This is a genomic window from Saccharothrix sp. HUAS TT1 (assembly GCF_040744945.1).
Taxonomy (GTDB): Bacteria; Actinomycetota; Actinomycetes; order Mycobacteriales; family Pseudonocardiaceae; genus Actinosynnema.
This window is the reverse complement of record NZ_CP160453.1, coordinates 7,013,657-7,040,656: the sequence shown is the minus strand read 5'-3', so window position 1 is coordinate 7,040,656 and position 27,000 is coordinate 7,013,657. Positions and strand designations below refer to the sequence as shown.

Genomic DNA, 27,000 nt, shown 5'->3' with positions numbered 1-27,000 from the left:
CGGAACAACCCGAGCCGGTGCAACTGCTCACCGAGCCCTCCGCCGACGAGGACGCGATGGGCCCGGCGGTCGAGCCGGTGGCGGACCCGGTGGCGGAGCCCACGGTCGAGCCGGTGGTCGAGCCGGTGGTGGACCTGCCCGTGGACTCGCCGGTCGAGCCTGCGGCGGACCTGCCCGTGGATCCGGCTGCCGAGCCCGCAGCCGGCCCGGCAGTGGGCGATCGAGGACCCGGTGACGTCGCGACCGGACCCGGCGGTCAGGACGGGCTCGGCCACGCTGTCGGCATCGGCCTGGCAGCCGGGGTGGCGGCGGGCGCCGTGGCCGCCGCGGGCATCGCCGCGACCTCCGGCCCCAGGACTGGCACCGACCCCAACCCGGCCGCACCGGTCAACGCACCGGCACCCGCCGACACGCCCGCCAACGCACCGGCGTTCACCGATACGCCTGTCAACGCACCGGCGTTCACCGATACGCCTGTCAACGCACCGGCGTTCACCGATACGCCTGTCAACGCACCGGCGTTCATCGATACGCCTGTCAATGCACCGGTGCCCACCGATGCGCCCGTCAACGCACCGGTATTCGCCGACACGCCCGTCAACGCACCGACACCGGTCGGTGATCGTGAGTTCACGGGTGGTCGTCAGGACACCGTCGGTGTCCCGACCTCTACCGGCGCGGGCGAGGACCGGATCGGGATCGGGGAGTCCCCGGCCGGCGCCGAGGCTTCGTCGACGGCCCACCAGCCGGAGCGCTCCACGCCGCTGAGCGACCGCCTGCCCCTCTACCAGCCGCCGCTCGACACGGCCCTGGACGTGCCGCCCGGCCTCCCCGACCTGGAGGCGCTCCCCCCGGTCCCGCCGCAGGTCGGCACCGCCTTCCCGCCGCCGGTCGCCGAACCGGCGCCCGAGCCTGCCCGGACCGCCGGTCACGTGCCGGCGGCGGACCCGAACGGCACGACGCCGTGGTCGCCCGAGTTGTTGCGGCAGGACGCGCCTTCGGCGCGGGAGACGGTGGAGTTGCTGGCGCCGGACGTTCGCGACGAGGTGGAGGAGCGGGCACGGCAGATCGTGTCCGGGACCGGTGTGGCCGTGGACGGTCCGGTGGGTCGAGACTTCGCGGTGGTGGTCGCGGCTCACCTGGCGGACGGGTACGGCGATGCCGAGGCGCGTGACTTCGCGCAGCGGATCGCCCAGGACCTGAGCGACGCTCCGCCGGCCGCCACCACTCCGGTCACCACTTCACCGCCGGTCACCACTTCACCGTCTGCCGCCACACCGCCGCCGGTCACCACCTCGCCATCTGCTGTCACGCCGCCGCCAGTCGCCACCGCTCCGGTCGTCACCCCGTCGCTGGTCGACACCGCTCCCGTCATCACGCCGCCGTCGACCGCCACCCCGTCACCCGGTGGAACCCCGTCCACGTCGAAGGACGCCGGGCCGCAGTGGACGAGGGAAGGGCTGGTGGAGGCGGCGGTGAAGGCCGCGGAGCGGTTCGAGAGCCTGGAGGACTGGAACCCGGACGCCGTCATCCCCCAAGCCGGGTGGATCGTCACGAGCACGCACGGCCCGGAAGCCTTGGCCGACGAAGACCTGTGGTCCGCCGCCACCGCGGTGGTGGCGGACGCGCTGACCCGGGGCCAGGACGTCACGGCCGCCCTCGCCCTGTCGCGGGACATCGCGGCGGACCTGGGGACCGCCGCCCCGTCGGATAACACCGCCCAGCTCGACGACTTCCTGCCCGTGGGCGCCGGCCAACCCACGCCCACGCCGCCGGGGCTCCCGAACCAGGGCGTCGCCGCGTTGCGCGCCCGGACGGTGCCCGATCCCCGCGCGGGGTCGGTGCCGTGGACGCCGGAGCTGCTGCGGCTCGAAGCCGGCGAGCGGACGGCCGAGCCGACGTTGCCGGACCCGGTGCGCGACGCGTTGCTCCGGCAGGCCGAGGCGGTCGTCACCTCGGTGATCGCGCCCGGCGCGCAGGTCGCGCCCGAGGTGCTGACGGACTTCATCACCGTCGTCGCCGACGGCATGCGGGACGACCCCGGATTCCGGAAGAACTCGCTGCTGGCCCACCTGATCGCCCGGGACCTGGGCGTGGCGGGAGGACTCGCGCCGCTGGTCGACCCGACCGCCGCCGGCTACCGCGGTCCGGAACTGGCGCTCAACCGCCCGGCGGACGCCGACTCGCTCACGGAGGAGCAGTTGGCCTCGGCGCGCACCTGGGCGGAAGACCTCGGCTCGGCCACCCGGAAGCAGGTCGCGCGGGGCTACCTGCCGCCCCGCGTCCTGGTGGCCGGCTCCCCGACCGAGGTGGAGCAGGTCCGGGCGCTCCTGCCCGCCGACGTCCCCTTCGAGGTGGAGGTCGAGGACGAGCGCGACGGCGTCGACGTGCACGTGCGGTGGGACCTGAAGCGTGCGGGAGAACCGAAGACGGCGCCGGTGGAGCAGCCGCCGGTGCGGGAGCAGGAGACCGACGACGCGGCGGACGACTACGCCCTGCCGCTGCGGCGCTCGGTGCACGCCGACGAGAGGTGGCGCCACGAGACCGCGCCGACCGCGGAGTGGTTCGAACCGGACCACCCCGTCCCGTCGGCGGACATCCGCGCCGCCAGGGCCCGGGTGCCGGTCACCGGATGGGTGCGGGGCGAGCACAGCACCCCGTGTTGCTCTTCCAGGGTCACCCCGGAGCAGGTCTCCCTGTCCTTGGTCACGGGGGGCGTCCACTACGACGTCCGCACGTTCGAGGTCGGCGGCAAGGCGGTGCGCGACTTCACGGTGCGGTTGTTCCTCCACACCCCGCTTCCGGATACGACGCCGGAGGCGGTAGCGACCGTGCGGGAGAGGACCCTGCAGGGGGTGGAAGGGGTGTTCAACCAGGGGTACCGGCTGCCCGGCGGCGAGCAGTTCCACCTCACGGTCGAGTTCGTCGACACCCCCGCCGAGGCGCACGCCACGATCTGGATCACCGCACCGTGGGAGCAGGCGAACCAGTACTCCTGGCCGGAGGACTCCCCGTACTTCGTGTACGCCCACGAGGTGGGGCACAGCCTGGGCCTGGCGGACGAGTACGCCGAGGAAAAGGCGACAGGGCGGGTCCTCCTGCGCAACAAGGAGCAAAGCGGGGTCGCGAACGACTACGCCCTCATGCACAACCCCTGGTTCGGCCAGAGCAGGCTGTTCGTCCCCCGCTACGCGTGGCGGATCTACGACGTCATGAGGGCGATGGAGAGCCCTTATCCTCCGGCCCCGGAGATCGAGCACCGCCACTCGCACGTCGAGCCCGATGTGATCGGCGTGCCGGGGGCGCCTCAGCGGGATCCCGGGACGCTCGAAGCGTCGTCACCCGCCGAGTGGGGGGACGGCCTCCCCGGAGTCGACGACGCACCGTGGACGCCCGGAGCCGTGCGCGCCGGGGCGGTCGAGGCGCGCGACCGGCTGACGGACTACCCGGACGAGGTCGTGGCGCACATGCGCTCGCGGGCGCGTTGGCTCCTCGCGCAGGGGGCCGCGGTCCCGGTGGAGGGAGGGCTGCGCGACGACCTGGTGGACGTGATCGCCGTCGTCCTGCTCCACCGGGAGCCCGGCGCCGTCCGGTCGTTGGTGCGACAGGTCGTGGCGGACCTGGGCGTCGCACCCCGGGTGGACGACGCCGGGACACCCGTCGAGCGGGCCGGCACGCGGGCGGAGCCCGGCGGGGAGTCGACCCCCGGCGTCGAGGCGTCCCCACCGTGGACACCGGAGTCCCTGGCCGACCGGGTCCGCGAATCGCTCGGCGTCCTGGAGGACGTGCCCGGGGACGTGCGCGCGAAGGCGTTCAAGCAGGCGCGGGAGGTCGTCGCCCACACCACCGCCCGACCGGATGCCATCCCCGCCACCGCGCTGGCGGACTTCACCACGCTCGTGGCGATCGACCTGGCCCGCAACGCCGAGGTCCCCGGCTACTACCGGGGCGCGGTGTCGCTGGCCCTCGGGATCGCCCTGGACCTCGGCGTCGCCGCCGAGCCGCGCTCGCTGTCCGGAGTGGACACCCCACCCCGCCGCACCGCCCCCGAGCGGTCCTACGCCGTCCAAGCCGGCGCCACCGGCTTGACGGAGGCGCAACTGGACGACGTGGAGGTGCTGGCCGCGGACCTCGGCCACGTCGCGCACACCCGGCGGGAGCAGGGTTACCTCCCACCGGTGGTGGAGGTCTCCGGTGTGGACGCGCACCGGGTGAAGGACGTCCTGGCCGGGCTCACCGAGCTCGAAGTCCGGGTCGTGGGAGGCGGTCGCGCGGACGGCGCGGACGTGTTCGTGGACTGGGACCTCAAGCGCACCCGGCCGCACCACGACCCGGGCCCCGACCCCCTCCTGGGCGATCCGGCCACCAGGCCGACCAGCACCGCCGCCGAGCGGGAGGTGCTGGACGACCGGAGCTGGAAGTACCGCACCGACCCCAGCGCGCCGTGGTTCGCCCCGCGTGACCCGGCGCCCTCGGAGAAGATCCGCGCCGCGAGGGCCGCCGCGCCGGTCTCCGGGATCGTGCGCGGGTCGGCGTACTCCGTGCTGGCCGACGCCCAGTTGGGCCCGGACGCGGTGGTGCTGCGCCGCGGTCACATCCCCATCGCCTACGACACGCGCGTCTTCGAGGTCGACGGCGTCCGGGTGCGCGACTTCACCGTCAAGCTGTTCCTGGACGCCAGGGACGCGAACGAACCCGGGAAGGTCAACGCCACCCCGGAAGAGCTGCTGGCCATGCGGGGCAGGATCCGCGACGGGGTGGAGAAGCACCTCAACCGGGGGTACCGACTGCCCGGCGGGGAGCAGTTCCACGTCACCGTCGAGTTCGTCACCCGGCACCACGACGCGCACTCCCGCGTCTGGGTCACCCGCGGCGGCAGGCCGAGCCAGCACCGCTGGCCGGTGCGGATCAAGGGCGAGTCGGTGGCCCACGAACTCCTCCACAGCTTCGGGGAGAGGGACCAGTACCGGGAGGAGGGCGAGCACGCGCGGGTGTTCCGGGTCAAACCGGACGCGGTCGCCGTGGTCGAGGACGGCGGTCTGATGTCCGCGCGCGTGAAGGGCGGGACCAGGACCCTCAAGCCGCGGCTCCTCTGGGGCATCGAGAACACCAGGACGGCGCTGGAAGTCCCCGTCGCACCGGCGACGACCCGCGACCACCTCCCGATCGAGCCGGACGGGATGGACGAGAACGACGTCCCGTCGCTCGACAACCTCCCCGACCTCGCGCCGGACCCGGAGCCCGGTCCCGACGCCTCCGCGCCCGGCGAGCCGGGGACCCCCGCCGCGCCGCCGTCCCCACGCGCCCTGCCGGAGTACTTCCGGAGCAGCCAGGCACTGGGGCCGGTCGCCGTCACCCGGCTCGGGAGCGCGGAGCGGGTCACCGCGGCCCTGGACGGCCTGCTGCCCGTGCGCGCCGGCGTGCTGCCGGAAGGCGTTGACCAGGTGGAACGAGCCCTGAACTCGGAGTTCGAGTCGTTGCTCGGCCCGGGCCGGACCTTCCAGGTGCGGGTAGGGGAGCGGTGGTTCGACGCGCACGTCAAGGCCACCCTGGAGCAACGGCCGCTCGATGACGTCGCGGCCACCACCCCGCCGGACCTCGTCATGCCCGACGCGCGGATGACCAGCACGGTGCAGGCGGGAACGGTCACCGACGGCGGCTCGGCGGGCGACTTCACGATCGCGGCCATGGCGAGCCAGGGCGTCGGCGCGTACGGGATGCTGATCGGGCGGGTCCCGCGGGCGCACCCGCACACCTACACCGCCGCCGGCACCGCCATCACGGACCAGACCATGCTGCGCTCCGGCGACTCGGACGAGGTCCGGCTGCCCGTGCGGTACACCGTCACGCTGCTGGACGAGGTCGGCGGCGTGCTCGGGCAGGACGTGGTGGCGGGACCGGGCGTGGACGTCACCCTCCAGGTGCCGCACGACCTGAGCACCTTCGCCGGTACCACGCCCCACCCGGAAACCGGACCGGTCGCGCCGGCCGACCCGGACTGGGGCCTGAAGCTGGAGCGGGTCTTCCCCGAGGCCGTCACCGACGTCGACACCGGGCGGGCGTTCGCCGAGGTGGCGGCGAGGCTCCACCCGTCGATCACCCGACCGGGCGCCGACGGCCGCACGCGGCTGCGCGAGTTCCTGTCCCCGCCCGCCATCCGCGACCACCTCGTCCCGATGCTCGGCGGCTGGGTCACCTCCCCCGACCTGACCAGCCCGCACGGCGCGCGGGCGGGCGCGGTGCGGATGAGGGCGGTGCTCAAGGGAGCCCAGTTGATCGGCGCCGACGAGGAGGGCCGCCTGCGCTCGCGCCCCCAGGCCGTGGACAACGCGGGCACCAGCGCGTCCATCGCCACCGGGTTCGACCTGCGGGCGTCGGCGGGCGGCGGGGTCGGCATGCCCGACCCGGTGCTGGCCGGAGCGGGCGTCACGGTCGGCTACTCGTCGCGCGAAGTCGAGGGGTCGTCCGCGGGGAACGCGATCACGCGGCGCGCGGGCGTCGAGATCGACGGGGACGTCGGCCTCTTCAAGGTCGTCACCGACGTCCTGGTCAGCGCCCCCACCGGCCCCGACGTCGTGGTGCCGGTCACCTCGTACCTGCGGCTGAGCCTGCCCGAGGCGGCCCGGCTCGGGCTGCCGGTGCCACCGGGCACGCAGGCCGGCCTCACCGAGCCCGGCACCGAGAACACCCGCTTCGAGCTGCCCCACGTCACCGAGGGCACGGCCGTCGGGAGGGCCGACGTCGGCGCGTTCGCGCCGGCCGCCGAGGTGCAGCAGCAGGTGGAGGCCGCCCTGCGCGCCCTGCCCGGGTTCGAGCGCTTCCTGCCCACCTGGAACCAGGAGGGCGTGCACCCGCTCAAGACCGCGCTGAACGCCGCCGACACCGCCGAGCAGCTCGACAACCTGCGCTCGCTGACCACGAAGCTGTCGCCGTCCGCGCTGCGGCTGAACATGGAGGAGCTGCTGGGACCAGGGGTGTCCCTCAACCTCACCCGGCGCGGTTGGTTCACCAAGGACCACGTCGCCGTCGTGGTCAAGGCCAAGACGGGCCCCGGCTCCCACCTGGGCCGGGCCGGGGACGTCCACGTCCGCGACTACACCGCCGCCGGCCCCAAGCTGGGCAGCTCCACCGTCAAGACCGAGGTGTGGAGCGCGGGCGTGGAGGGGCGGCTCGGCGGCATGCGGCGGACCGCCCTGAGCTGGCTCGGCCTGGTCCAGACCGCGTTGCGCCTGCACCGCGCGGACACCAGGGGCGCCGCGGCGGGCCCCGTGGTGGAGGAGAGCTCGCTGGACATCGGCGGTCCCCACGCGCACGTGTTCGAGCACGACATCGAGTTCGACGTGCAGATCACCACCTTCAGCCGACCTCGGTCCTGGGGCAAGCTGGTCCCCGGCTCGCCGTTCCGCCGGCTCCCCGAGCCCCGGGTGGTGGCGCGCACCGGGAACCCGGACACCCCCGCCTCCCCGGGAGGCCCACGCGACCTGCCGCCGATCCGAGGTCAGGTCCACCTGTGGCTGGACGAGGGGTCGACCACGGCGGCCGACCCGGCGCGATTCCGGCCCGGCACGCCGAAGACGACCCCGCTGCCGCCGACCGCGGACATCGCCTCGCTGCTCACGCCCGACTCCCCCCGGCCGCACCACGGCTGGGAGCACGTCGAGGCCGTGGCGCACCCCGGCGAGCTGCACGCCGCCGTCCTGCGCGTGCTGGACGAGGCCGCGGACGGCGACACCTCGCTGACGGCCCTCGGCACCGACTCGCGCCGGCAGCTCGACTTCCTGGTCGGTCCGAACAACCTCAAGGCCAACCTGGGGCGGATGCTCAGCACCGGGCTGGTGCACAACGGCCTGCGCTACGACCGCCGGATCACCGACCGGGTCGGCGCGGTGGGCATCACGGCCGACCTCGCCCGCCCGCGCCTGGTCAGCGTCTCCGACACCACCACGTCGGAGAACTCCGCCACCGGCGGCTCCTACGCCGGCGGCATGCGCGCCATCACCCGCGCGTTCGACTGGATCGCCAACGTCGGCGGCACCGTCCGCCCCAACACCGCGGAACCGCGCGGCCTGGGCGGCGCCAACCTGCTCGTGCGGTGGATGCCCTGGCTGCGGTCGAAGTTCGGCGGCAGGCAGGCCATCGGGCTCATGGACCGCAACCGGGTGACGTCCGAGGGAGCCCGGACCGCGCTGGTGCAGTGGGACGCGACCTTCTCCGTCGTCGCGGAGAGCCGCGAGGCCAACACCCTCCACGCCGGAGCCGTGGAGCGGAGGGGCGTCGCGGTCGAACTGCCGGGCGGCGTGTTCACCAGGGTCTCCGAGCGGACCGCCGTCGAGCTGGGCCTGCTGCCCGACGTGGAGCCGGCGCCGGACGCCACCCCCGCACCGGAGGTCGAGGCCGAACCGGAGCCGCGCCGGCTCCAGCCGCCCCGGGCGCTGGCCCCCGGCGAGCCGAGCACCCTGGGGCTGGGGCTGCTGGAGCCCGACCGGAGCCCGGACCTCACGCTCGCCGTGTGGGACCTGGTGGAACGGGTCCGGGCCGACCGGGGCGCGGGCTCCGGGCACCCCCTGCTCCCGACCTCGGTCCTGGACGACGCCATGAGCAACCTCCAGCGGCTGGTGGACCTCTCCGCGCCGGCCACGGTGAACGCCCTCGTCGACGGTGCGCTGGACGGCGGTGTGCCGCTGCTGCTGCACAAACCCGGCAGGGGCATCGGCAAGGACGTCTACCAGGTGACGCTCAAGGCCCGCCTGGAGGGCGAGGCCCGGTTCCTCGACGTGGTGAACGACGGGGTCAAGACCGAGCACGCCGTCGTCGGCATCCGCAAGAAGGTCGGGGGGACCGCCCGGGGCAGCGGCTGGAACGCGCTGCTGCGCGTGCCCGGCGCCCACGCCTCGACCTCCGAACCCGACCGCCCGGCGGACTCGGTGGGCGTGCTTCCCACGGCGGGGGTGGGCGGCGGCAGCCGGAACCGCGACGCCAGGACCGAGATGGTGGAGGCCGTCCGGGTGCGGGGGGCCGACGGGCCGATGGCCCGCTACGACCTGCCGATCCGCTTCGAACTGGTGGTGGAGAAGGGGGAGGAGGTCATCGCGCGCGCGGTCGGCGAACCGCGCGAGCTCCTCCTGCGCAGGCAGGCGGACGCGCTGACGACCACTCCGCGACCCCGCGCCGCCTACCAGGCCGCAGTCGAGCTCCGCCCGGCCTCGGCCGCGACCGAGGCCGGGCTCGCGGACTGGCGGGCGGACGCGGTGCTCCCGTCCGCCAAGGCCACCGTGGAGGACGCGCGAGGCGCCACCGACCTGCGCGCCACGGCCCTCGCCGCCCTGCGCCGCGCCGCCGCCCCGGACCGGGGGCCGCTCGCCGCGGTGTGGTCCGCGCACCACCGGTCCGAGCCGGTGGACCTCGGCAAGGGCACCGGCGCGCTCAACGCTCTGCTGTCCGCGCTGAGCTCCGAGCAGGTGCAAGCCGCGCTGCCCGAGCTGGCCAGGGGCGAGGTCCTGGAGGTGCCGGGCCTGCCCCGGTCGCCGTTCGGCGACGTGACCCTGGCGGTGCGGGCCAAGCTGACCAACCCGAGGCTGGGCGCCCTCAGCGACCACCGGTTCGACATCGACGCGACCGTCGGCTCGGTGTCCACGGGCAACACCGTGGTGCGCTCGGACTCGGGCGAGGTGTCGGTCGGCCTCGGTCACGGCGTCCACAACCACGTCTCGGAGCAACCGGACGGCAGTCGGGACCCGCTGAACTCGGTCAACTTCACCACCAACGGCCTGGACGCCAGGCAAGTCTTCGAGACCGTCGACACCGCCACCGGCGGGCTCACCTCCTTCAAGCAGCCGAACCTCATCGAGGTCGGCCGCAACGGCACGGTCACCTTCGACGTGGCCTACCGGGTCACCGCGGACCTGGGTGGCGGTCGGGTCGGCGTCTACGACCTGACCGTCCCCGGTTCGGCGGACCTGCGGATGCCGGTGGCCCACGCCGAGGAGCTGCTGGGCGCGAAGGTCGACGGGGAACTCGCCTTGGCGCAGGACGCGGTGAAGGAGGCGGCGGACGCGTGGCGCGCCGCCGAGGTCGTGGCGGACGAGGCCCGGCACCGGCTCCAGGACCTGCTCCTGGAAGAGGAGAAGGCCAAGGGGGACGCGGACGCGGACCTGGGGGCCCGCGAAGACGCCCGGGAACGCGCGGTGGCCGAGCACGCCGCCCGGGTGGCCGAGGTGCGTTCGGCAGAGGCGGACCTCGACGCCGCCCGGCAACGCCTCGCCGCCGCGACGGCGGACCTGGAGCGGGCGCAGGCGCTGGTCGCCCACGCGCGGGCCGCGGCCGAGCGGCGGGAAGTGGACACCGCCCGCGCCCGGGACCTGGTGGACGGCCTGGTGTCGCGGCTGGCGGTCGCGGACCAGCGGCTGGCCGACGCCGAACGGGACGCGACGGCGACCGCGCAGGCGCTGGAGCAGCACCACGAGGACCTCTCCCGCGTCGTGCTGCGGCAGGAGCTGCACGACCAGGAAGTGGAGGTCGAAGCGCGCCGCGGCGAGGCCGGGAGCCTGCGGCACGACCTCGCCGCGGCCCGCGCGGAACTCGGCGCCCTCGAAGCGCGACCGGACGTCGAGGACGCCGGGCGGGCGGAGGTCGACGCCCGGATGGGCCTCATGACCGCAGAGCGGGACGCACGTGCGGCCTGGCGGGCGTTCGACGCCGCGAGGAGGGCGCTCGGGGAGGCCACCGCACGAGCCGCGGAGGCCGACCTGCTCCGCATCGCGTCGCACGACGAGCACGCGGAAGCCACCCAGGCGAACCACGCGCGGCAGGAGCGGATCGACGCTGCCCGGGACGAGTTCCTGGAGGCCCGCGACGCGGCCAAGGCCGAGGAGCGCGTGTGGTGGCGGACCAAGGTCGCCGTCGACCGGGAGATCGCTGCCTACAACGCCCGCCGCGCCCCCGAAACCGCGCAACCCACCCCCGCCACCGCCCCCTCTGGGGATGTCGAGCGTGTGGTGTTGCGGGACGGGTTGGGGGGTGTGGTGGGTGCGGGTTTCCTGTCGGGTGGTGAGGCCGGGGTGGTGGTGGAGGCGTTCGCGTCGGGTGCTGCGGATGCGGGTGGGTTCAGTGTGGTGGCGCATCGGGGTCCGGATGGTGTGCGGGTCCCGTTGAGGTCGGGCGGCTTTGAGTATTTGGGTGATCGTGCTTTTGCGCGGTTGTTGGTGGGGATGCGGTTGTTCGCGCCGGATGCTCCGGTGCGCTTCTTGATGTGTGGTGTGGCGGATTCGAGCGCGTTGCGGGACGAGTTGCGGCGTTTGGGTCATGTGGGTGGGGTGGAGACGTTCGCCGGGCGGGTGCAGGTGTCGCGCTCGGGCGAGGTGCGGGTGTTGGAGCCGGGTGAGGAGCCCGCCTCCTCCGAGGACTCGGTGGTGCTGGCCGACCCCGGGCCGGCGATCGCGTTCCCCTTCACCCCAGGCGGCCCGGACAGCGTCGAGTGGGAATTCCTCCACCTGCGCATGCCGCCGGTGTACGGGGATTTTCCGCCGGTCCACGTCTACGCTCACGCCGTCGACGGCGAGCTGTTCGTGGATGGCGAGTGGCAGGATGGCGCGTCGTTCGCCGCGGCGCTGGTCGACGCCGGCCTCTTCCAGCACGACCCCCGCACGCCGCTGCACCTCCTGGTCGATCTTTCCGTCGAGAGCCGACAGCACGTCGACGTGGCGCGAGAGGTCGCGCGGTCGTTGCGCGGCAACGGTCCTTATCGAGATGTGTTCGTCAACACCGCCCCGCTGCGGATCGACCCGGAGACCGGTCTGGTCGACCTGTCCGCCGCCGGGTTCGAGCGGGTGTCGGAGGTGCTGATCACCGACGTCGAGTGGGCGGAGTTGATCGACGGGGATGGCCGGCCGCACGGTGCGGCGCTGATGGGTGAGACCTCTTACTACCCCGCTCTGGTGGAGGGCGCGCGGTTCGCCGACGACCACAACCAACGCCTGGTCGAATTCGTGACCGACACCGACGACCTCCGGGAGAAAGGGCGTTTCGAGCTGCTGCCGTGGGCCTCCACCCTTGAGGCAGGCCGGGCTCGGCCGTTCGTGGTGCACCTGGAAAGCCGGGGGCGGTCCTACGACATCCGGCTGCACGACGGTCGGGTCTTCCGGCTTTCGGCGCGAGAGGTGGCGCGGTTGTTGGCGTCACCCGCGTTCCAGCGGGCGTTGACCGACCCGGGGGTGCGCCGGCCGCTGGCGTTGATCACCCGCACCGCCACGCCGAACGGCGCGCTCAACCGGGAGCTGCTCGACCTGCTGATGCAGGAGATCGGCATCCGGGCGTACTACGAGTACTCCGGACCGGTGCGCGCCGACAGCTTGACGGCCAACGGTGCCATCAGGACCCGCCCCGAGGTGTCCCTGTCCCGGGACGTCCGGTTCACCAATGGGTGGAAGTCGCTCCGGCACGGTGTGCCGGTCCGGTGGGACGGGGCTGTGTTCGCCCTGGCGGAGGACGCGGACCTCGGGCCGGACCTGGTCGGTATCGCGCGAGGTGTCGCGCGGGGTGAGTTCGGTGACCAGCAGTGGGGTGCTCGGCTCCCGCTGGTCGTGGCGGTTCGCTCGTCGGCGGGGTACGCCGTCGCGCCCACTGCCGACGGCGGGCGCGTCGAGGTGGAGGCGGGGCACGCCTTGCGGGTCCTGTTCCAGAACGACGACTTCCACTCGCTGCTGGAAACGGCGCCCGATCAGCCGTTGGTGCTGGTGGGTGAGGACGCCGGCACGCGGGTGGGTTTCGGTGGTTTCGGCTTCGACTTCGCCTCGGCGCTGCACGCCTCGCACGACTTCCGCGACGTCTACGCCATGACCCGGGACGAGAACGGCGATCCGGTGTTCACGCTGGTCTCGCGCTTGCGGGACGAAGACCTCGCGCTAGAGCCGCTGGAGGACCCCACGGGCCGGGTGGTCGCGGTGGTGGTGCGTTCCGTAGGTGACGAGGCCGAGGTCGAACGCGCTCGGGAGTGGGCCCGCTCCACCACGCCCCAGAAGATGAGGCGGTTCCGGAACTCGACGACCCAGCGGTTCGAGGACACGCCGTGGCCGGCCGGCGAGCAGCCGCTGCTGATCCTGGCCGCCAGGGAGGCCGGCCGGTACCTGGCGACGCGCTCGGACGGGGAGGACCTCGTCCTGTCCATGGTCAGGTTGACCGGTGTCCTGCGCGACAGCGCACTGCTGAGGGACGCCGCGGGGAGCTCGCCGAACCGGGAGTTCGTGTTCGCCACGCTCGGCGACCAGTCGATCCGGCCCTGGAACTTCGCGTCGCGGATGCTGGACGGTGGCTACGCGCGGCCGGTGCACTGGCCGGACGGTCGCCTGGTACTCCACGACGACGGGCGGATCACCGTGCACGGCAACGGCTTCCGGACGGTGGAACGGGTCGAGCCGGGTGTCGACGACTTCGTGACCTACCCGCTGGTCGAAGCCGGCACGGGGCGGACCGAGGGACAGATGTACCCCCAGAGGCGATCCGACCTCTGGATCATGCAGTCCAGTCGTCGGCGGGAGTCGGCCTCCGGGTTCAGGCACTACCTCAGGCAGGTCGTCACGCTGGCCGCCGATGGCAGCGTGGAGCGCCACGCCGAGAAGCTGCCCATGAAGTGGACGAAGCGCCTGGCGCCGCCGTGGTACGTCGACATGCACGGTGAGCCGGACAAGGTCACCGTCCGCTTGCGCACCGGCCGTCCTCTCGCGTTCGGCGACGAGGTGGAGTTGTCACCGGAAGATGCGGCGCGGGTGCTGACGCGCAACCGGATCTACCGCTCGGTGCCCCACCCGCGCGGTGAGGAGAAGGTCGCCACCGTCTGCTCGATCAACCGGGTTCCGGACGGGGGTGGTCACCCGTTGGCGTCCTACCTGGTGGGGGCGTTCGAGGAGGTGGACGGCTTCCCGGTGACGGTGTGGGCCGCCGACCAGGACGTGACCACCAACCGTCTCACAGGCAGGCGGAGCGTCGAGGACAACGGGTTCTACCGCAGAGCGGTACGTCCGGGGGAAACGGCCGTCGAATCCTCTGACGAGGACTTCTCGGACACCGGTTCCGAGTCCGGCGGTCCTGGTGGTCGCGTGTCCCCCGGTGATGTCGAGCGTGTGGTGTTGCGGGATGGGTCGGGGAGTGAGGTGGGTGCGGGCTTCCTGGCCGGTGGTGAGGCCGGAGTGGTGGTGGAGGCGTTCGCGTCGGGTGCTGCGGATGGGGGTGTTTTCAGTGTGGTGGCGCATCGGGGTCCGGGTGGTGTGCGGGTTCCGTTGAGGTCGGGTGGGTCTGTCGGTCTGGGTGATCGTGCTTTTGTGCGGTTGTTGGTGGGGATGCGGTTGTTCGCTCCGGATGCTCCGGTGCGTTTCTTGATGTGTGGTGTCACGGATTCGTCGGTGTTGCGGGACGAGTTGCGGCGTTTGGGTCATGTGGGTGGGGTGGAGACGTTCGCGGGTCGGGTGCAGGTGTCCCGCTCGGGCGAGGTCCGCGTGCTCGAACCGGACGAGCAACCAGACTCCCCGCAGGACTCGGTGGTGCTGGCTGGTCCTGTACCTGCGCTGATGTTCCCGCTCGATCAGAGCGGTCAGGAAGTCGCCAGGTGGCAGTTCATCGACAACTGCATGCCCCCCATCACCATGACTTCTCCGAAGGTGTACGCCCACGCCCGCGCGTCCGACGGGTGGTTGTTCGCGGACGGCGATTGGCGGGACGCCGCATCGTTCGCTGCGGCGCTGGTCGACGCCGGTATCTCCCAGCACGACCCCCGCGAGCAACTGATCTTCATGATCGAGGTCTACTCCGACAACCAGCGGCACGTCGACGTGGTGCGGGAGGTCGCGCGGCTGCTGCGCGGTGACGGCCCCTACCGGAACGTGATCGTCAACACCGCCGGCCTGTGGATCGATCCGCAGGCCGGGGTGGTCGACCTCGCGGCCTCCGGTTTCGAGCGGGTGTCGGAGCTGCGGATCACCGACGTCGACTGGCAGGAGTTGATCGACGGGGACGGCCGCCTGCACGGCGCCGCCGTGTTGGACAGCCCTTCGTACTACCCGGGCCTGGTCAAGGGTGTGCGGTTCGTCGACGACTACAACCTGCGCATCGCGCGGTTGGTGGCCGACACCACTCACCCCTATGGCGATGCGCGCTTCAAACTGCTGCCCTGGACGATGTCCGTCGGGGAAAACCGGGCCCGGCCGTTCGTGATGTACCTCATGAGCCGGGATTCGCACTACGTGATCCGGTCGATCGACGGTCAGCTCCACGACCTCACAGCTCGTGAGATGGTGCGGTTGTTGGTGTCGCCGGCGTTCCGGCGGGCGCTGACCGACCCCCGGGTGCGTCGGCCGCTGGTGCTGATCACCGATGCGGACGTGCCGAGCAGCGCGCTCAACCGGGAGTTGCTCGACCTTCTGATGGAGGAGATCGGCGTCCGTCCCCACTTCGAGTACTCCGGCCCCGTGGGCTTCTACGCGGTGGCGGAGAACGGTGAAGTCGTCGCGGCGCCCGCTGAGCTGATCCTGTCCCAGGACAACTGGTTCACCTCCGGGCCGGTGTTGACGCAGGACGTCGTGTCGGTTCAACGGCATGAGGGTGTGTTCGCGCTGGTGGACGCCGCGCGCCTGGGGCCCGAGCTGGTTGGTGTCGCGCGGGACGTCGCGCTGGGTGCGTTCGGCGACCGGCCGTGGGGTGATGCGTCGCCGCTGGTCGTGGCGGTGAGCTCGGCGGAGGGGCACGCCGTCGTGCCCACGGTTGATGGCGGGCACATCGAACTGGGAGGGGAGGAGGTCTTCTACGCGCTTTTCGAGGAGGACGGTTTCCAACAGTCGTTGGAGCCGGCGTCCGACCGTCCGGTGGTGCTGGTGGGCGAGGACGTCGGTTCGCGGGTGGGCGTCGGTGGTTTCGGGTTCGACTTCGCCTCGGCGTTGCACAAGGTGGGGGATTTCCGCGATGTCTACGCGATGACGCGGGATGAGCAGGGTCGTCCGGTGTTCACCTTGGTGTCGGGTCTGCGGGACGGCGATATCGAGTTGGAGCCACTGGAGAACTTCGCGGGCGACGTGGTCGCGGTGGTGGTGCGGTCCGCCGGTGACGAGGCCGAGTTCGAGGACGCGCAGCAGTGGGCGTACAACGCCGCTCCGGCAAAGGTGGAGCGGTTCTGGAACGCGACCACCAGCCGGTTCGAGAATTCACCTTGGTTCGAGGATTCGCTGTGGACGGAGCGTCCGCAGCCGTTGTTGGTCCTGTCCACGCGGCGGGGGGAGCGGTACCTGGCGACGCGTTCGGACGGGGCGGACGCGGTCCTGTCGATGGCCGGGTTGACCAGCGCCCTGAACCGCAGTGAGCTGTTCAGGAAGGCAGCGGGCTACATCCCGGATGTGGATTTCGTGTTCGCCTCGTTGGGTGGTGAGTCGGTCGAGCCGGTGGGTTTCGGCGCGGGGATGCTGGCCGGTGGTTACGCGCGGCGGGTGCACTGGCCGGATGGTCGCCTGGCGCTCCGGGACGACGGGGGCATCACCTTCGAGGGCAACGGTTTCCGGACTGTCGAAGCGGTAGAACCGGGTGTCGACGACTTCGTGACCTACCCGATCCGGGAGGCCGTCACGGGGCGCACGAAGGGACAGGTCTACCCGAGCTCGCCGGACGATCTCGTGTCCATGCCGAGTCTCGACCGACGGTCGGAGGACGCCGGTTTCCGGCGTTACATCAGGAAGGTCGTCGTCCAGGCGGCCGACGGCGGTGTGGAGTACCGCAGCGAGAAGCTGCCCATGAAGTGGACGAAGCGCCCGGCGGACACGTGGTACGTCGTGGTGCACGGCGAGCCGGACGGCGTGGACGTCCGGCTGCGCACCGGCCACCCCTTCCGGTTCGGCGACCAGATGACACTGTCGCCGCAAGCCGCGGCACGGGCGCTGACGAGGAACGAGATCTACCGCTCGGTGCCCCACCCGCAGGGTGAGCAGAAGGTCACCACCGCCTGCTCGATCAACCGGGTTCCGGACCAGGGCGGTCACCCGTTGGCCTCCTACCTGGTGGAGGCGTTCGAGGAGGTGGACGGCTTCCCGGCGACGGTCTGGGCAGCGGACCAGGAGGTGGAAGTCCAGAACCTCACCGGCAGGCGATACGTCCTGGAGAACGGGTTCTACCGGAGGGCGGTGCGTCCCGGGGAGGAGGCCGTCGACTCGTCCGACGAGGACTTCTCGGACACCGACTCCGAGTCCGGTGTCGACGCCCACCCCGGTGTCAACACCTCTTTCAACGCTCCTGCCCCTCCTGCTGTGTTGCCGGAGCAGGTGGAGCGCGTGGTGTTGCGGGACGGGCTGGGAGGTGTGGTGGGTGCGGGCTTCCTGTCGGGTGGTGAGGCTCAGGTAGTGGTAGAAGCGTTCGCTCGGGGTGCGGGCACGGCAGGTGGGTTCGACGTGGTGGCGCATCGGGGTCCGGGTGGTGTGCGAGTTCCGTTGAGGTCGGGTGGTTTCAGGCATCTGGGTGATCGTGCTTTTGTGCGGTTGTTGGTGGGGATGCGGTTGTTCGCTCCGGATGCTCCGGTGCGGTTCTTGATGTGTGGTGTGGCGGATTCGAGCGTGTTGCGGGACGAGTTGCGGCGTTTGGGTCATGTGGGTGGGGTGGAGACGTTCGCCGGGCGGGTGCAGGTGTCGCGCTCGGGCGAGGTCCGGGTGTTGGAGCCGGGTGAACAACCCGCCTCTTCGCAGGACTCGGTGGTGCTGGCCGACCCCGGACCGGTGATCGCGTTCCCTGCTGCGCCGAACGGCCAGGACGTCGCCAGGTGGAAGGACCTCTACGATCGAGTGCCCACCTCGGACCAAGGCCCTCCACCGATCCACGTCTTCGCCCACGTCCACCACCTCGACGGTCGGTTGTTCGCGAACGGCCAGTGGCGGGACGCCGCGTCGTTCGCCGATGCGCTCGTCGAGGCCGGTGTTTCCCAACACGACCCCCGCGCGCAGCTGATCTTCATGGTCGAGGTCTACTCCGCGGACCCGCGGCACGTCGACGTGGTGCAGGAGGTCGCGCGGCTGCTGCGCGGTGACGGCCCCTATCGGGACGTGTTCGTGAACACCGCTCCGTTGCAGATCGATCCGCACACCGGGTTGGTCGACTCCGCCTCGGCCGGGTTCGAGCGGGTGTCGGAGGTGCTGATCACCGACGTCGGCTGGCAGGAGCTGATCGACGGGAACGGCCGCCTGCACGGCGCCGCCGTGTTGGACAACCCTTCGTACTACCAGGGCCTGGTCAAGGGTGTGCGGTTCGTCGACGACTACAACCTGCGCGTAGCCAGGCTGGCCGCCAACGTGACCAGGCCGTACCACGATGTGCGCTACAGCCTGCTGCCCTGGACGATGTCCGTGGGGGACAACCGGGTTCGGCCGTTCATGGTGTACCTGGCGAGCCAGGGGCCGTACTACGTGGTCCAGTTGGTCGACGGTCGGCTCCACGACGTCTCGGTCTCTGAGATGGCGCGCTTGTTGGTGTCGCCGGCGTTCCGGCGGGCGTTGACCGACCCGCACGTCCGTCGACCGCTGGTGCTGATCACCGACACGGACGTGCCGAACAGCGCGCTCAACCAGGAGTTGCTCGACCTGGTGATGGAGCAGATCGGCGTCCGGCCGCACCACGAGTACTCCGGCCCCGTGGGCTTCTTCACGTTGGCGAACAACAGCGGTGAAGTCGTCGCGGCGCCCCCCGAGCTGGTCCTGTCCCAGGACTGCTGGTTCACCTCCGCGCCGGCGTTGACGCAGTACGACGTGTCGACCCGGAGGGACGGGGGTGTGTTCGCGCTGGCGGAGGACGCGGACCTCGGGCCGGACCTGGTCGGTGTCGCGCGGGACGTCGCGCGGGGTGCGTTCGGTGACCAGCCGTGGGGTGAGGCGTCGCCTCTGGTGGTGGCCGTGCTCTCCGGGCAGCGGAACGACGGCGACCCTGCCGCCGTGCCCATCGTCAACGGTGGGTACGCCGTCGTGCCCACGGTTGACGGCGGGCACCTCGAACTGGCTGGGCACGAGGTCCTCGCCGCGCTTTCCCAGGAGGAGGACTTCCGCCAGGAGTGGGTGGCGGCGCCTGGTCGTCCGGTGGTGCTGGTGGGTGAGGACGCCGGGACTCGGGTGGGTGTCGGTGGTTTCGGGTTCGACTTCGCCTCGATGTCGCACGCCTCGTACGACTTCCGGGATGTCTACGCGATGACGCGGGACGAGCAGGGTCGTCCGGTGTTCGCGTTGGTGTCGGGTCTGCGGGACGGTGATGTCGCGCTGGAGCCGTTGAGGAACTCCGCGGGCGACGTGGTCGCGGTGGTGGTGCGGTCCGCCGGCGACGACGCCGAGGTCGAGGACGCGCGGCAGTGGGCGCACAACGCCACTGCTGGGACGATCAGGCAGTTCTGGAACACGTCCACCGGTCGGTTCGAGGATGCGCCGTGGTCGACGGGTCGGCGGCCGTTGCTGGTGCTGGCCACGCGGCAGGAGGAGCAGTACCTGGCGACGCGTTCGGACGGGGTGGACGCGGTCCTGCCCGTGAACGGGTTGACCGGTGCCCTGCACGGCAGCGAGCTGCTGAGGAACGCCGCGGGCCTCTTCCCGGATGTGGATTTCGTGTTCGCCGCGCTGGGTGGTGAGTCGATCGAGCCGGTGGGCTTCGGTGCGGGAATGCTGGCCGGTGGTTACTCACGGCGGGTGCACTGGCCGGCCGGGCGCCTGGAGCTCCGGGACGACGGGCGTATCGCCGTGGAGGGTGATGGTTTCCGGACGGTCGAACGGGTCGAGCCGGGTGTCGACGACTTCGTGACCTACCCGATCCGGGAGGCCGCCACGGGACGCACGAAGGGGCAGATCTACCCGAGCAAGGCGCTCGACTTCCTGTACATGCCGAGCATCGACCAATGGTCGGAGAACTCCGGTTTCCGGCGCTACATCAGGGAGGTCACCGTCCGGGCGGCCGACGGGAGCACGGAGCGCCGCGACGAGAAGCTGCCCATGAAGTGGACGAAGCGCTCCGCGCAGACGTGGCACGTCGTCGTGCACGGCGAGCCGGACAGCGTGGACGCCCGGCTGCGCACCGGCCACCCCTTCCGGTTCGGTGACAGGGTGGTGCTGTCGTCGGAGGTCGCGGCGCGGGTGCTGACGAGGAATGAGATCTACCGCTCGGTGCCCCACCCGCAGGGTGAGCAGAAGGTCGCTTCCGCCTGCTCGATCAACCGGGTTCCGGACCAGGGTGGTCACCCGTTGGCCTCCTACTTGGTGGAGGCGTTCGAGGAGGTGGACGGCTTCCCTGCGACGGTCTGGGCAGCGGACCAGAAGGTGGAAGTCGAACCCCTCACGGGCAGGCGCTCGGTCAAGGACGGCGGGTTCTACCGGAGGGCGGTGCGTCCCGGGGAGGAGGCCGTCGACTCGTCCGACGAGGACTTCTCGGACACCGACTCCGAGTCCGGTGTCGACATCCACTCCGGAATCGGAATCTCCCTCGGCGGCGGTGATCCGGTGCCGACTGCTGTCGTCTCCCCGGAGGCGGTGGAGCGCGTGGTGTTGCGGGATGGGTTGGGGGGTGTGGTGGGTGCGGGCTTCCTGTCCGGTGGTGAGGCCGATGTGGTGGTGGAGGGGTTCACGTCAGGTGCTGCGGGTGTGGCGGGCGGGTTCAGCGTGGTGGCGCACCGGGGTCCGGAGGGCGTGCGGGTTCCGTTGAAGTCGGGCGGTTTCGAGTATTTGGGTGATCGTGCTTTTGTGCGGTTGTTGGTGGGGATGCGGTTGTTCGCTCCGGATGCTCCGGTGCGCTTCTTGATGTGTGGTGTGGCGGATTCGAGCGCGTTGCGGGATGAGCTGCGGCGGTCGGGCCACCTGGGTGAGGTGAAGACGTTCGCCGGGCGGGTGCAGGTGTCGCGCTCGGGCGAGGTCCGGGTGTTGGAGCCGGGTGAGCGACCAGGCTCCTCGCAGGACTCGGTGGTGCTGGCCGATCCCGGACCGATGATCGCGTTCCCCTTCTTCCCGGATGGTCCGGAAATGACCAGGTGGAAGTCTTTCCGCGACCGCATGCCCGACACGGATGAAGGCATCCCGGCGGTCCACGCCTACTCGCACGTCCGCGACGGCCTGTTCCTGGCGGACGGGCAGTGGCGGGACGCCGCGTCGTTCGCCACGGCGTTGGTCGACGCCGGCCTCTCCCAGTACGACCCCCGCGCGCCGCTGCGCATCATGGTCGAACTCCCTGCCGCGAGCCGGCAGCACCTGGCCACGGCACGGGAGGTCGCGCGGCTGCTGCGCGGTGACGGCCCCTACCGCGAGGTCACCGTCAACACCGGTCCGCTCCGGATCAACCCGATCACCAATTCGTTGAACTTCCCTTCGGCCGGGTTCGAGCGGGTCTCGGAGGTGCTGATCACCGACGTCCACTGGGAGGAGTTGGCCGACGGGATCGGTCGCCCGCACGGCGCGGCGCTGGTGGGCGACACCTCGCGCTACCGCGGCTTGAGGAAGGGCGCGCGGTTCGTCGACGACCACAGCATGCGCTTGGCCCGAGTGCCGTCGGACACGGGGAAGTCCTTCGTGGACTCGACCTTCAAGCCGCTGCCGTGGGCCTCGTCCATCGAAGCCGGTCGAGCCCGGCCGTTCGTCATCCACCTGGAAGGCCAGGAGCGGTCTTACGTGATCCGGCTGCACGACGGTCGGACCTACCGGCTCTCGGCTCGTGAGATGGCGCGGTTGTTGGCGTCGCCGGCGTTCCGGCGGGCGTTGGCCGACCCGGGGGTGCGCCGACCAGTGGTCCTGGTCACGCGGATGCTCCTGACGGACGACAAGCTCAACCGGGAACTGTTCGACCTCCTGGCAAGCTACCTCGGCGCCCGGCCGTACTACGGGTACTCCGGGCCGATGAGCTACTACGAGTGGACGGAAAAGGGCCGGTTCCTCGGATCGGAGTCCAACTTCGTCGTGCCCCGGGGTAGCTGGTTCATCGCCGGACCCCCGCTGATCCGGCACAACGTGTCGGTTCAGTGGCAGGCGGGTGTGTTCACGCTGACGGACGCCGCGGATCTCGAGCCGGACGTGGCCGACATCGCCCAGGGCGTCGCGCGGCGTGAGTTCGGTGATGCGCCCTGGGGTGAACAGTTCCCGCTGGTCGTGGCGGTTCACTCGAGGGATGGGTACGCCGTCGCGCCCACGGTCGACGGCGGGCACGTCGAACTCGAAGGACAGGACGCCTTCCACGTCCTCTCGGCTGACGAGGACTTCGACTTCTCGTTGAAGGCGCCCTCCGTTCGCCCGGTGGTGTTGGTGGGTGAGGACGCGGGCACTCGGGTGAATCCCGGTGGGTTCGGGTTCGACTTCGCCTCGGCGTTGCACGCGGCGAAGGACTTCCGCGACGTCTATGCCATGACGCGGGACGAGCAGGGCCGTCCGGTGTTCACGTTGGTGTCGGGTCTGCGGGACGGTGATGTCGCGCTGGAGCCGCTGGAGAACTCCCAGGGGCAGACGGTTGCGGTGGTGGTGCGGTCCGCGGGCGACGAGACCGAGGTCGAGAAGGCGCGGGAGTGGGCGCGTGACGTCACTCCCGAGAAGATGAAGCAGTTCTGGAACACGTCCACCGGTCGGTTCGAGGATTCGCCGTGGTCGGCGGGCCGGCCGCCGTTGACGGTCCTGGTCACCCGGCAGGGGGAGCGGTACCTGGCGGCGCGTTCGGATGACGAGGACGCGGCCTTGTCCATGGACGGGTTGACCGGTGTCCTGCGCGACAGCGAGCTGCTGAGGAACGCCGCGGGCACCCGCTCGGATGTGGATTTCGTGTTCGCCTCGTTGGGTGGTGAGTCGGTCGAGCCGGTGGGCTTCGGCACGGGGATGCTGGCCGGCGGTTACTCGCGGCGGGTGCACTGGCCGGCCGGGCGCCTGGAGCTCCGCGACGACGGGCACATCGCCGTCGAGGGCGACGGCTTCCGGACGGTCGAGCGGGTCAAGCCGGGTATCGACGACTTCGTCACCTATCCGATGTTCAGAGCCGGCACAGGGGAGATCGAGGGGCAGGTCTACCCGTCGAAGCCGGGTGATGTGCTCTGGATGCCGGGTGGCGGTCAGCGGGGGAAGGCGCTCAACCTCAAGCACTACATCAGGAAGGTCACCACTCAGGCCGCCGACGGCACCGCGGAGTACCGCGAAGAGAAACTCCCCATTCCGGGGTCGAAGAGCCAGGTGCCGCCGTGGTACATCGCCATGCACGGTCAACCGGACAAGGTGGCCGTCCGGTTGCGCACCGGCCGCCCCCACCAATTCGGTGACCTGCTGATGCTGTCACCGGGGGACGCAGGGCAGGTCCTGACGCTGAACGAGATCTACCGCTCGGCGCCCCACCCTCGCCGTGAGGAGAAGGTGGCCCTCGCCTGCTCGATCAACCAGACCCCCGCAGGGGGCGGGTACCCGTTGGCGTCCTACCTGGTGGAGGCGTTCGAGCAGGCGGACGGCTTCCCGGTGACGATCAGGGCCGCCGACGAAGTGCTGGAAACCAGTCGCATCACCGGGAGGTGGTCAGTCAGGGGTGGTGGCTCCTTCCGCAGGGCGGTGCCTCCCGGCGGGCAGGTGGTCGACTCGTCCGACGAGGACGTCTCGGACACCGACTCCGACTTCGACTCCGAGGCCGAGGCCCACGCCGGTGCTGACGTCCACTCCGGCATCGAGGTCTTCGGCGCTGTTGCTCCTGCTGCCGTCTCCCCGGAGGCGGTGGAGCGCGTGGTGTTGCGGGATGGGTCGGGGGGTGTGGTGGGTGCGGGCTTCCTGTCGGGTGGTGAGGCCGGTGTGGTGGTGGAGGGCTTTGCTGCGGGTGCGGGTGCGGCGAGCGGTTTCAGCGTGGTGGCGCACCGGGGTCCGGGTGGTGTGCGGGTCCCGCTGAAGTCCGGTGGTTTCGAGAACCTGGATGATCGTGCTTTTGCGCGGTTGTTGGTGGGGATGCGGTTGTTCGCTCCGGATGCTCCGGTGCGCTTCTTGATGTGCGGTGTGGCGGATTCGAGCGCGTTGCGGGATGAGCTGCGGCGGTTGGGCCACGTGGGCGGGGTGGAGACGTTCGCGGGTCGGGTGCAGGTGTCGCGCTCGGGCGAGGTCCGGGTATTGGCGCCTGACGAGGAGCCGGCCTCTCCGGAGGACTCGGTGGTGCTGGCGGCCCCGGGGCCGGCGATCGCGTTCCCCTTTGCTCCGGACAGTCCGGACATGACCAAGTGGAGGTTCCTCCACGACCGCATGCCCACCGTGGCCGGGAGCATCCCGCCGGTCCACACCTACGTGCACTTCCGCGACGGCATGTTCCTGGCGTACGGGCAGTGGCTGGACGGTGCGTCGTTCGCCGCGGCGCTCTTGGCCGGCGGCCTCGCCCAGTACGATCCCCGCGCGCCGCTGCGCATCGTGGTCGAAATCCCGGCCGCGAGCCGGCAGCACCTGGCCACGGCGCGGGAGGTCGCGCGGCTGCTGCGCGGTGACGGCCCGTACCGGGAGGTGACCGTCAACACCGGTCCGCTGCGGATCGATCCGCAGACCGGGTTGGTCGACTTCACCGCCGCCCGGTTCGAGCGGGTGTCGGAGGTGCTCATCACCGACGTCCACTGGGAGGAGTTGGCCGACGGGATCGGTCGCCCGCACGGTGCGGCGCTGCTGATCGACACCGCGCGCTATCCGGGCTTGAAGAATGGCGCGCGATTCGCCGACGACCACACCATGCGGGTGGCCCGGGTAGTGGCGGACGTGGCGGACCCCTACACGGACGCGACCTTCAGCCCGCTGCCGTGGGCCTCGTCCATCGGAGCCGGCCGGGCCCGGCCGTTCGTCGTGTACCTGGAAGCTCAAGGGCAGTCCTACGTGATCCAGTTGCTGGACGGACGGGCTTTCCGGCTCTCGGTCAAGGAGATGGCGTCGTTGTTGACGTCACCCGCCTTCCGACGGGCGCTGGCGGATCCGTCTGTGCGCCGACCACTGGTGCTGATCACGCGTGCGGCCGAGCCGAACAACGACCTCAACCGGCAACTCCTCGACGACCTGGCGAAGAACCTCGGAGTGCGGCCGTACTACGAGTACTCCGGGCGGATGGCCTACTACGAGTGGCAGGGGAAGACCCGACTTCTCGGAGCCGAGTCCGTCTTCGTCGTGCCCCGGAGCAACTGGTTCACCGCCAGACCGCTGCTGATCCGGCAGAACCTGGTGGTCCAGCACCAGGTGGGTGTGTTCGCGTTGACGGACGCCGCGCACGTCGGGCCGGACTTGGTCGACGTGACCCAGGACGTCGCGCGGGGTGAGTTCGGTGATGCGCCCTGGGGTGCGCAGCTCCCCCTGGTCGTGGCGGTCCGCTCGACGGAGGGGTACGCCGTCGCGCCCACGACCGACAGCGGGCACGTCGAACTCGAAGGGCAGGACGCCTTCCACGGCCTCTCGGCTGATGCGAATTTCCGCCTTTCGCTGAAGGTGCCGTCCGGTCGTCCGGTGGTGTTGGTGGGTGAGGATGCCGGCAAGCGGGTGAATTTCGGTGGGTTCGGGTTCGACTTCGCCTCGGCGTTGCACGGGGTGGGGGATTTCCGTGACGTCTATGCGATGACGCGGGACGAGCAGGGTCGTCCGGTGTTCACGCTGGTGTCGGGTCTGCGGGACGGGGATGTCGCGCTGGAGCCGTTGAGGAACTCCGCGGGCGACGTGGTCGCGGTGGTGGTGCGGTCCGCCGGCGACGACGCCGAGGTCGAGGACGCGCGGCGGTGGGCACATGGCGCCACTCCCCGGACGATGAAGCGGTTCTGGAACTCGACGGCCCAGCGGTTCGAGGACTCGCCGTGGCCGGCGGACCGGCAACCGTTGCTGGTCCTGTCCACGCGGCGGGGGGAGCGGTACCTGGCGACGCGTTCGGACGGGGCGAACGCGATCCTGTCCATCGACGAGTTGACCGGTGTCCTGCGCGACAGCGCACTGCTGAGAGACGCCGCGGGCACTCGCCCGGATGTGGATTTCGTGTTCGCCTCGTTGGGTGGTGAGTCGGTCGAGCCGGTGGGGTTCGGCACGGGGATGCTGGCGGGTGGTTACTCGCGGTTGGTGCACTGGCCGGTCGGAGAACTGGTGCTCCGCGATCAGGGGCAGATCGCCGTGCGGGGTAGCGGCTTCGCGACGGTCGAGCGGGTCAAGCCGGGTATCGACGACTTCGTCACCTATCCGATGTTCAGAGCCGGCACGGGAGAGATCGAGGGGCAGGTCTACCCCTCGAAGCCGGGCGATGTGCTCTGGATGCCGGACGGCGGCCGGCGCGGGAAGGCGCTCAACCTCAAGCACTACATCAGGAAGATCACCACTCAGGCCGCCGACGGCACCGCGGAGCACCGCCAAGAGAAACTCCCCATTCCGGGGTCGAAGAGCCAGGTGCCGCCGTGGTACATCGCCATGCACGGTCAACCGGACAAGGTGGCCGTCCGGTTGCGCACCGGCCGCCCCCACCAATTCGGTGACCTGCTGGCTCTGTCACCGCAGGCCGCAGGGCAGGTCCTGACGCTGAACGAGATCTACCGCTCGGCGCCCCACCCTCGCGGCGAGGAGAAGGTGGCTATCGTCTGCTTGATCAACCAGGTCCCGGCGGGAGGCGGGTACCCGTTGGCGTCCTACCTGGTGGAGGCGTTCGAGCAGGCGGACGGCTTCCCGGTGACGGTCAGGGCCGCCGATGGGGTGGTGGAAACCCAGCAGATCACCGGGAGGTGGCTCGTCAGGGATGGCGGCTCCTTCCGCAGGGCGGTGCCTCCCGGTGGGCAGGTGGTCGACTCGTCCGACGAGGACGTCTCGGACACCGACTCCGAAGTCGAGACCGACGGCCGGGGCTCTGTCCACGTCCACTCCTTCGGTGCTGCCGCTGCTCCCGCTCCTGCTGCCGTCTCTCCGAGGGCTGTTGAGCGTGTGGTGTTGCGGGATGGGTTGGGGGGTGTGGTGGGTGCGGGTTTCTTGTCGGGTGGTGAGGCCGGGGTGGTGGTGGAGGCGTTCGCGTCGGGTGCGGGTGGTTCGGACGCGG

Annotated in this window: 1 protein-coding gene (running past one end of the window); it reads left to right on the top strand. The window is 71.2% G+C overall.

What is annotated here, in order from left to right; genetic code table 11:
- The first annotated feature begins 17 nt into the window (after nucleotides 1-17).
- A protein-coding gene (locus tag AB0F89_RS31200) for a hypothetical protein (RefSeq protein ID WP_367129237.1) crosses the window boundary here: on the top strand, nucleotides 18-27,000 show its 5' portion. Its footprint extends 21,179 nt past the window's final position; 26,983 of the gene's 48,162 nt are visible here — the first part of the coding sequence; the start codon lies at nucleotides 18-20; its stop codon lies beyond the right edge, outside the window.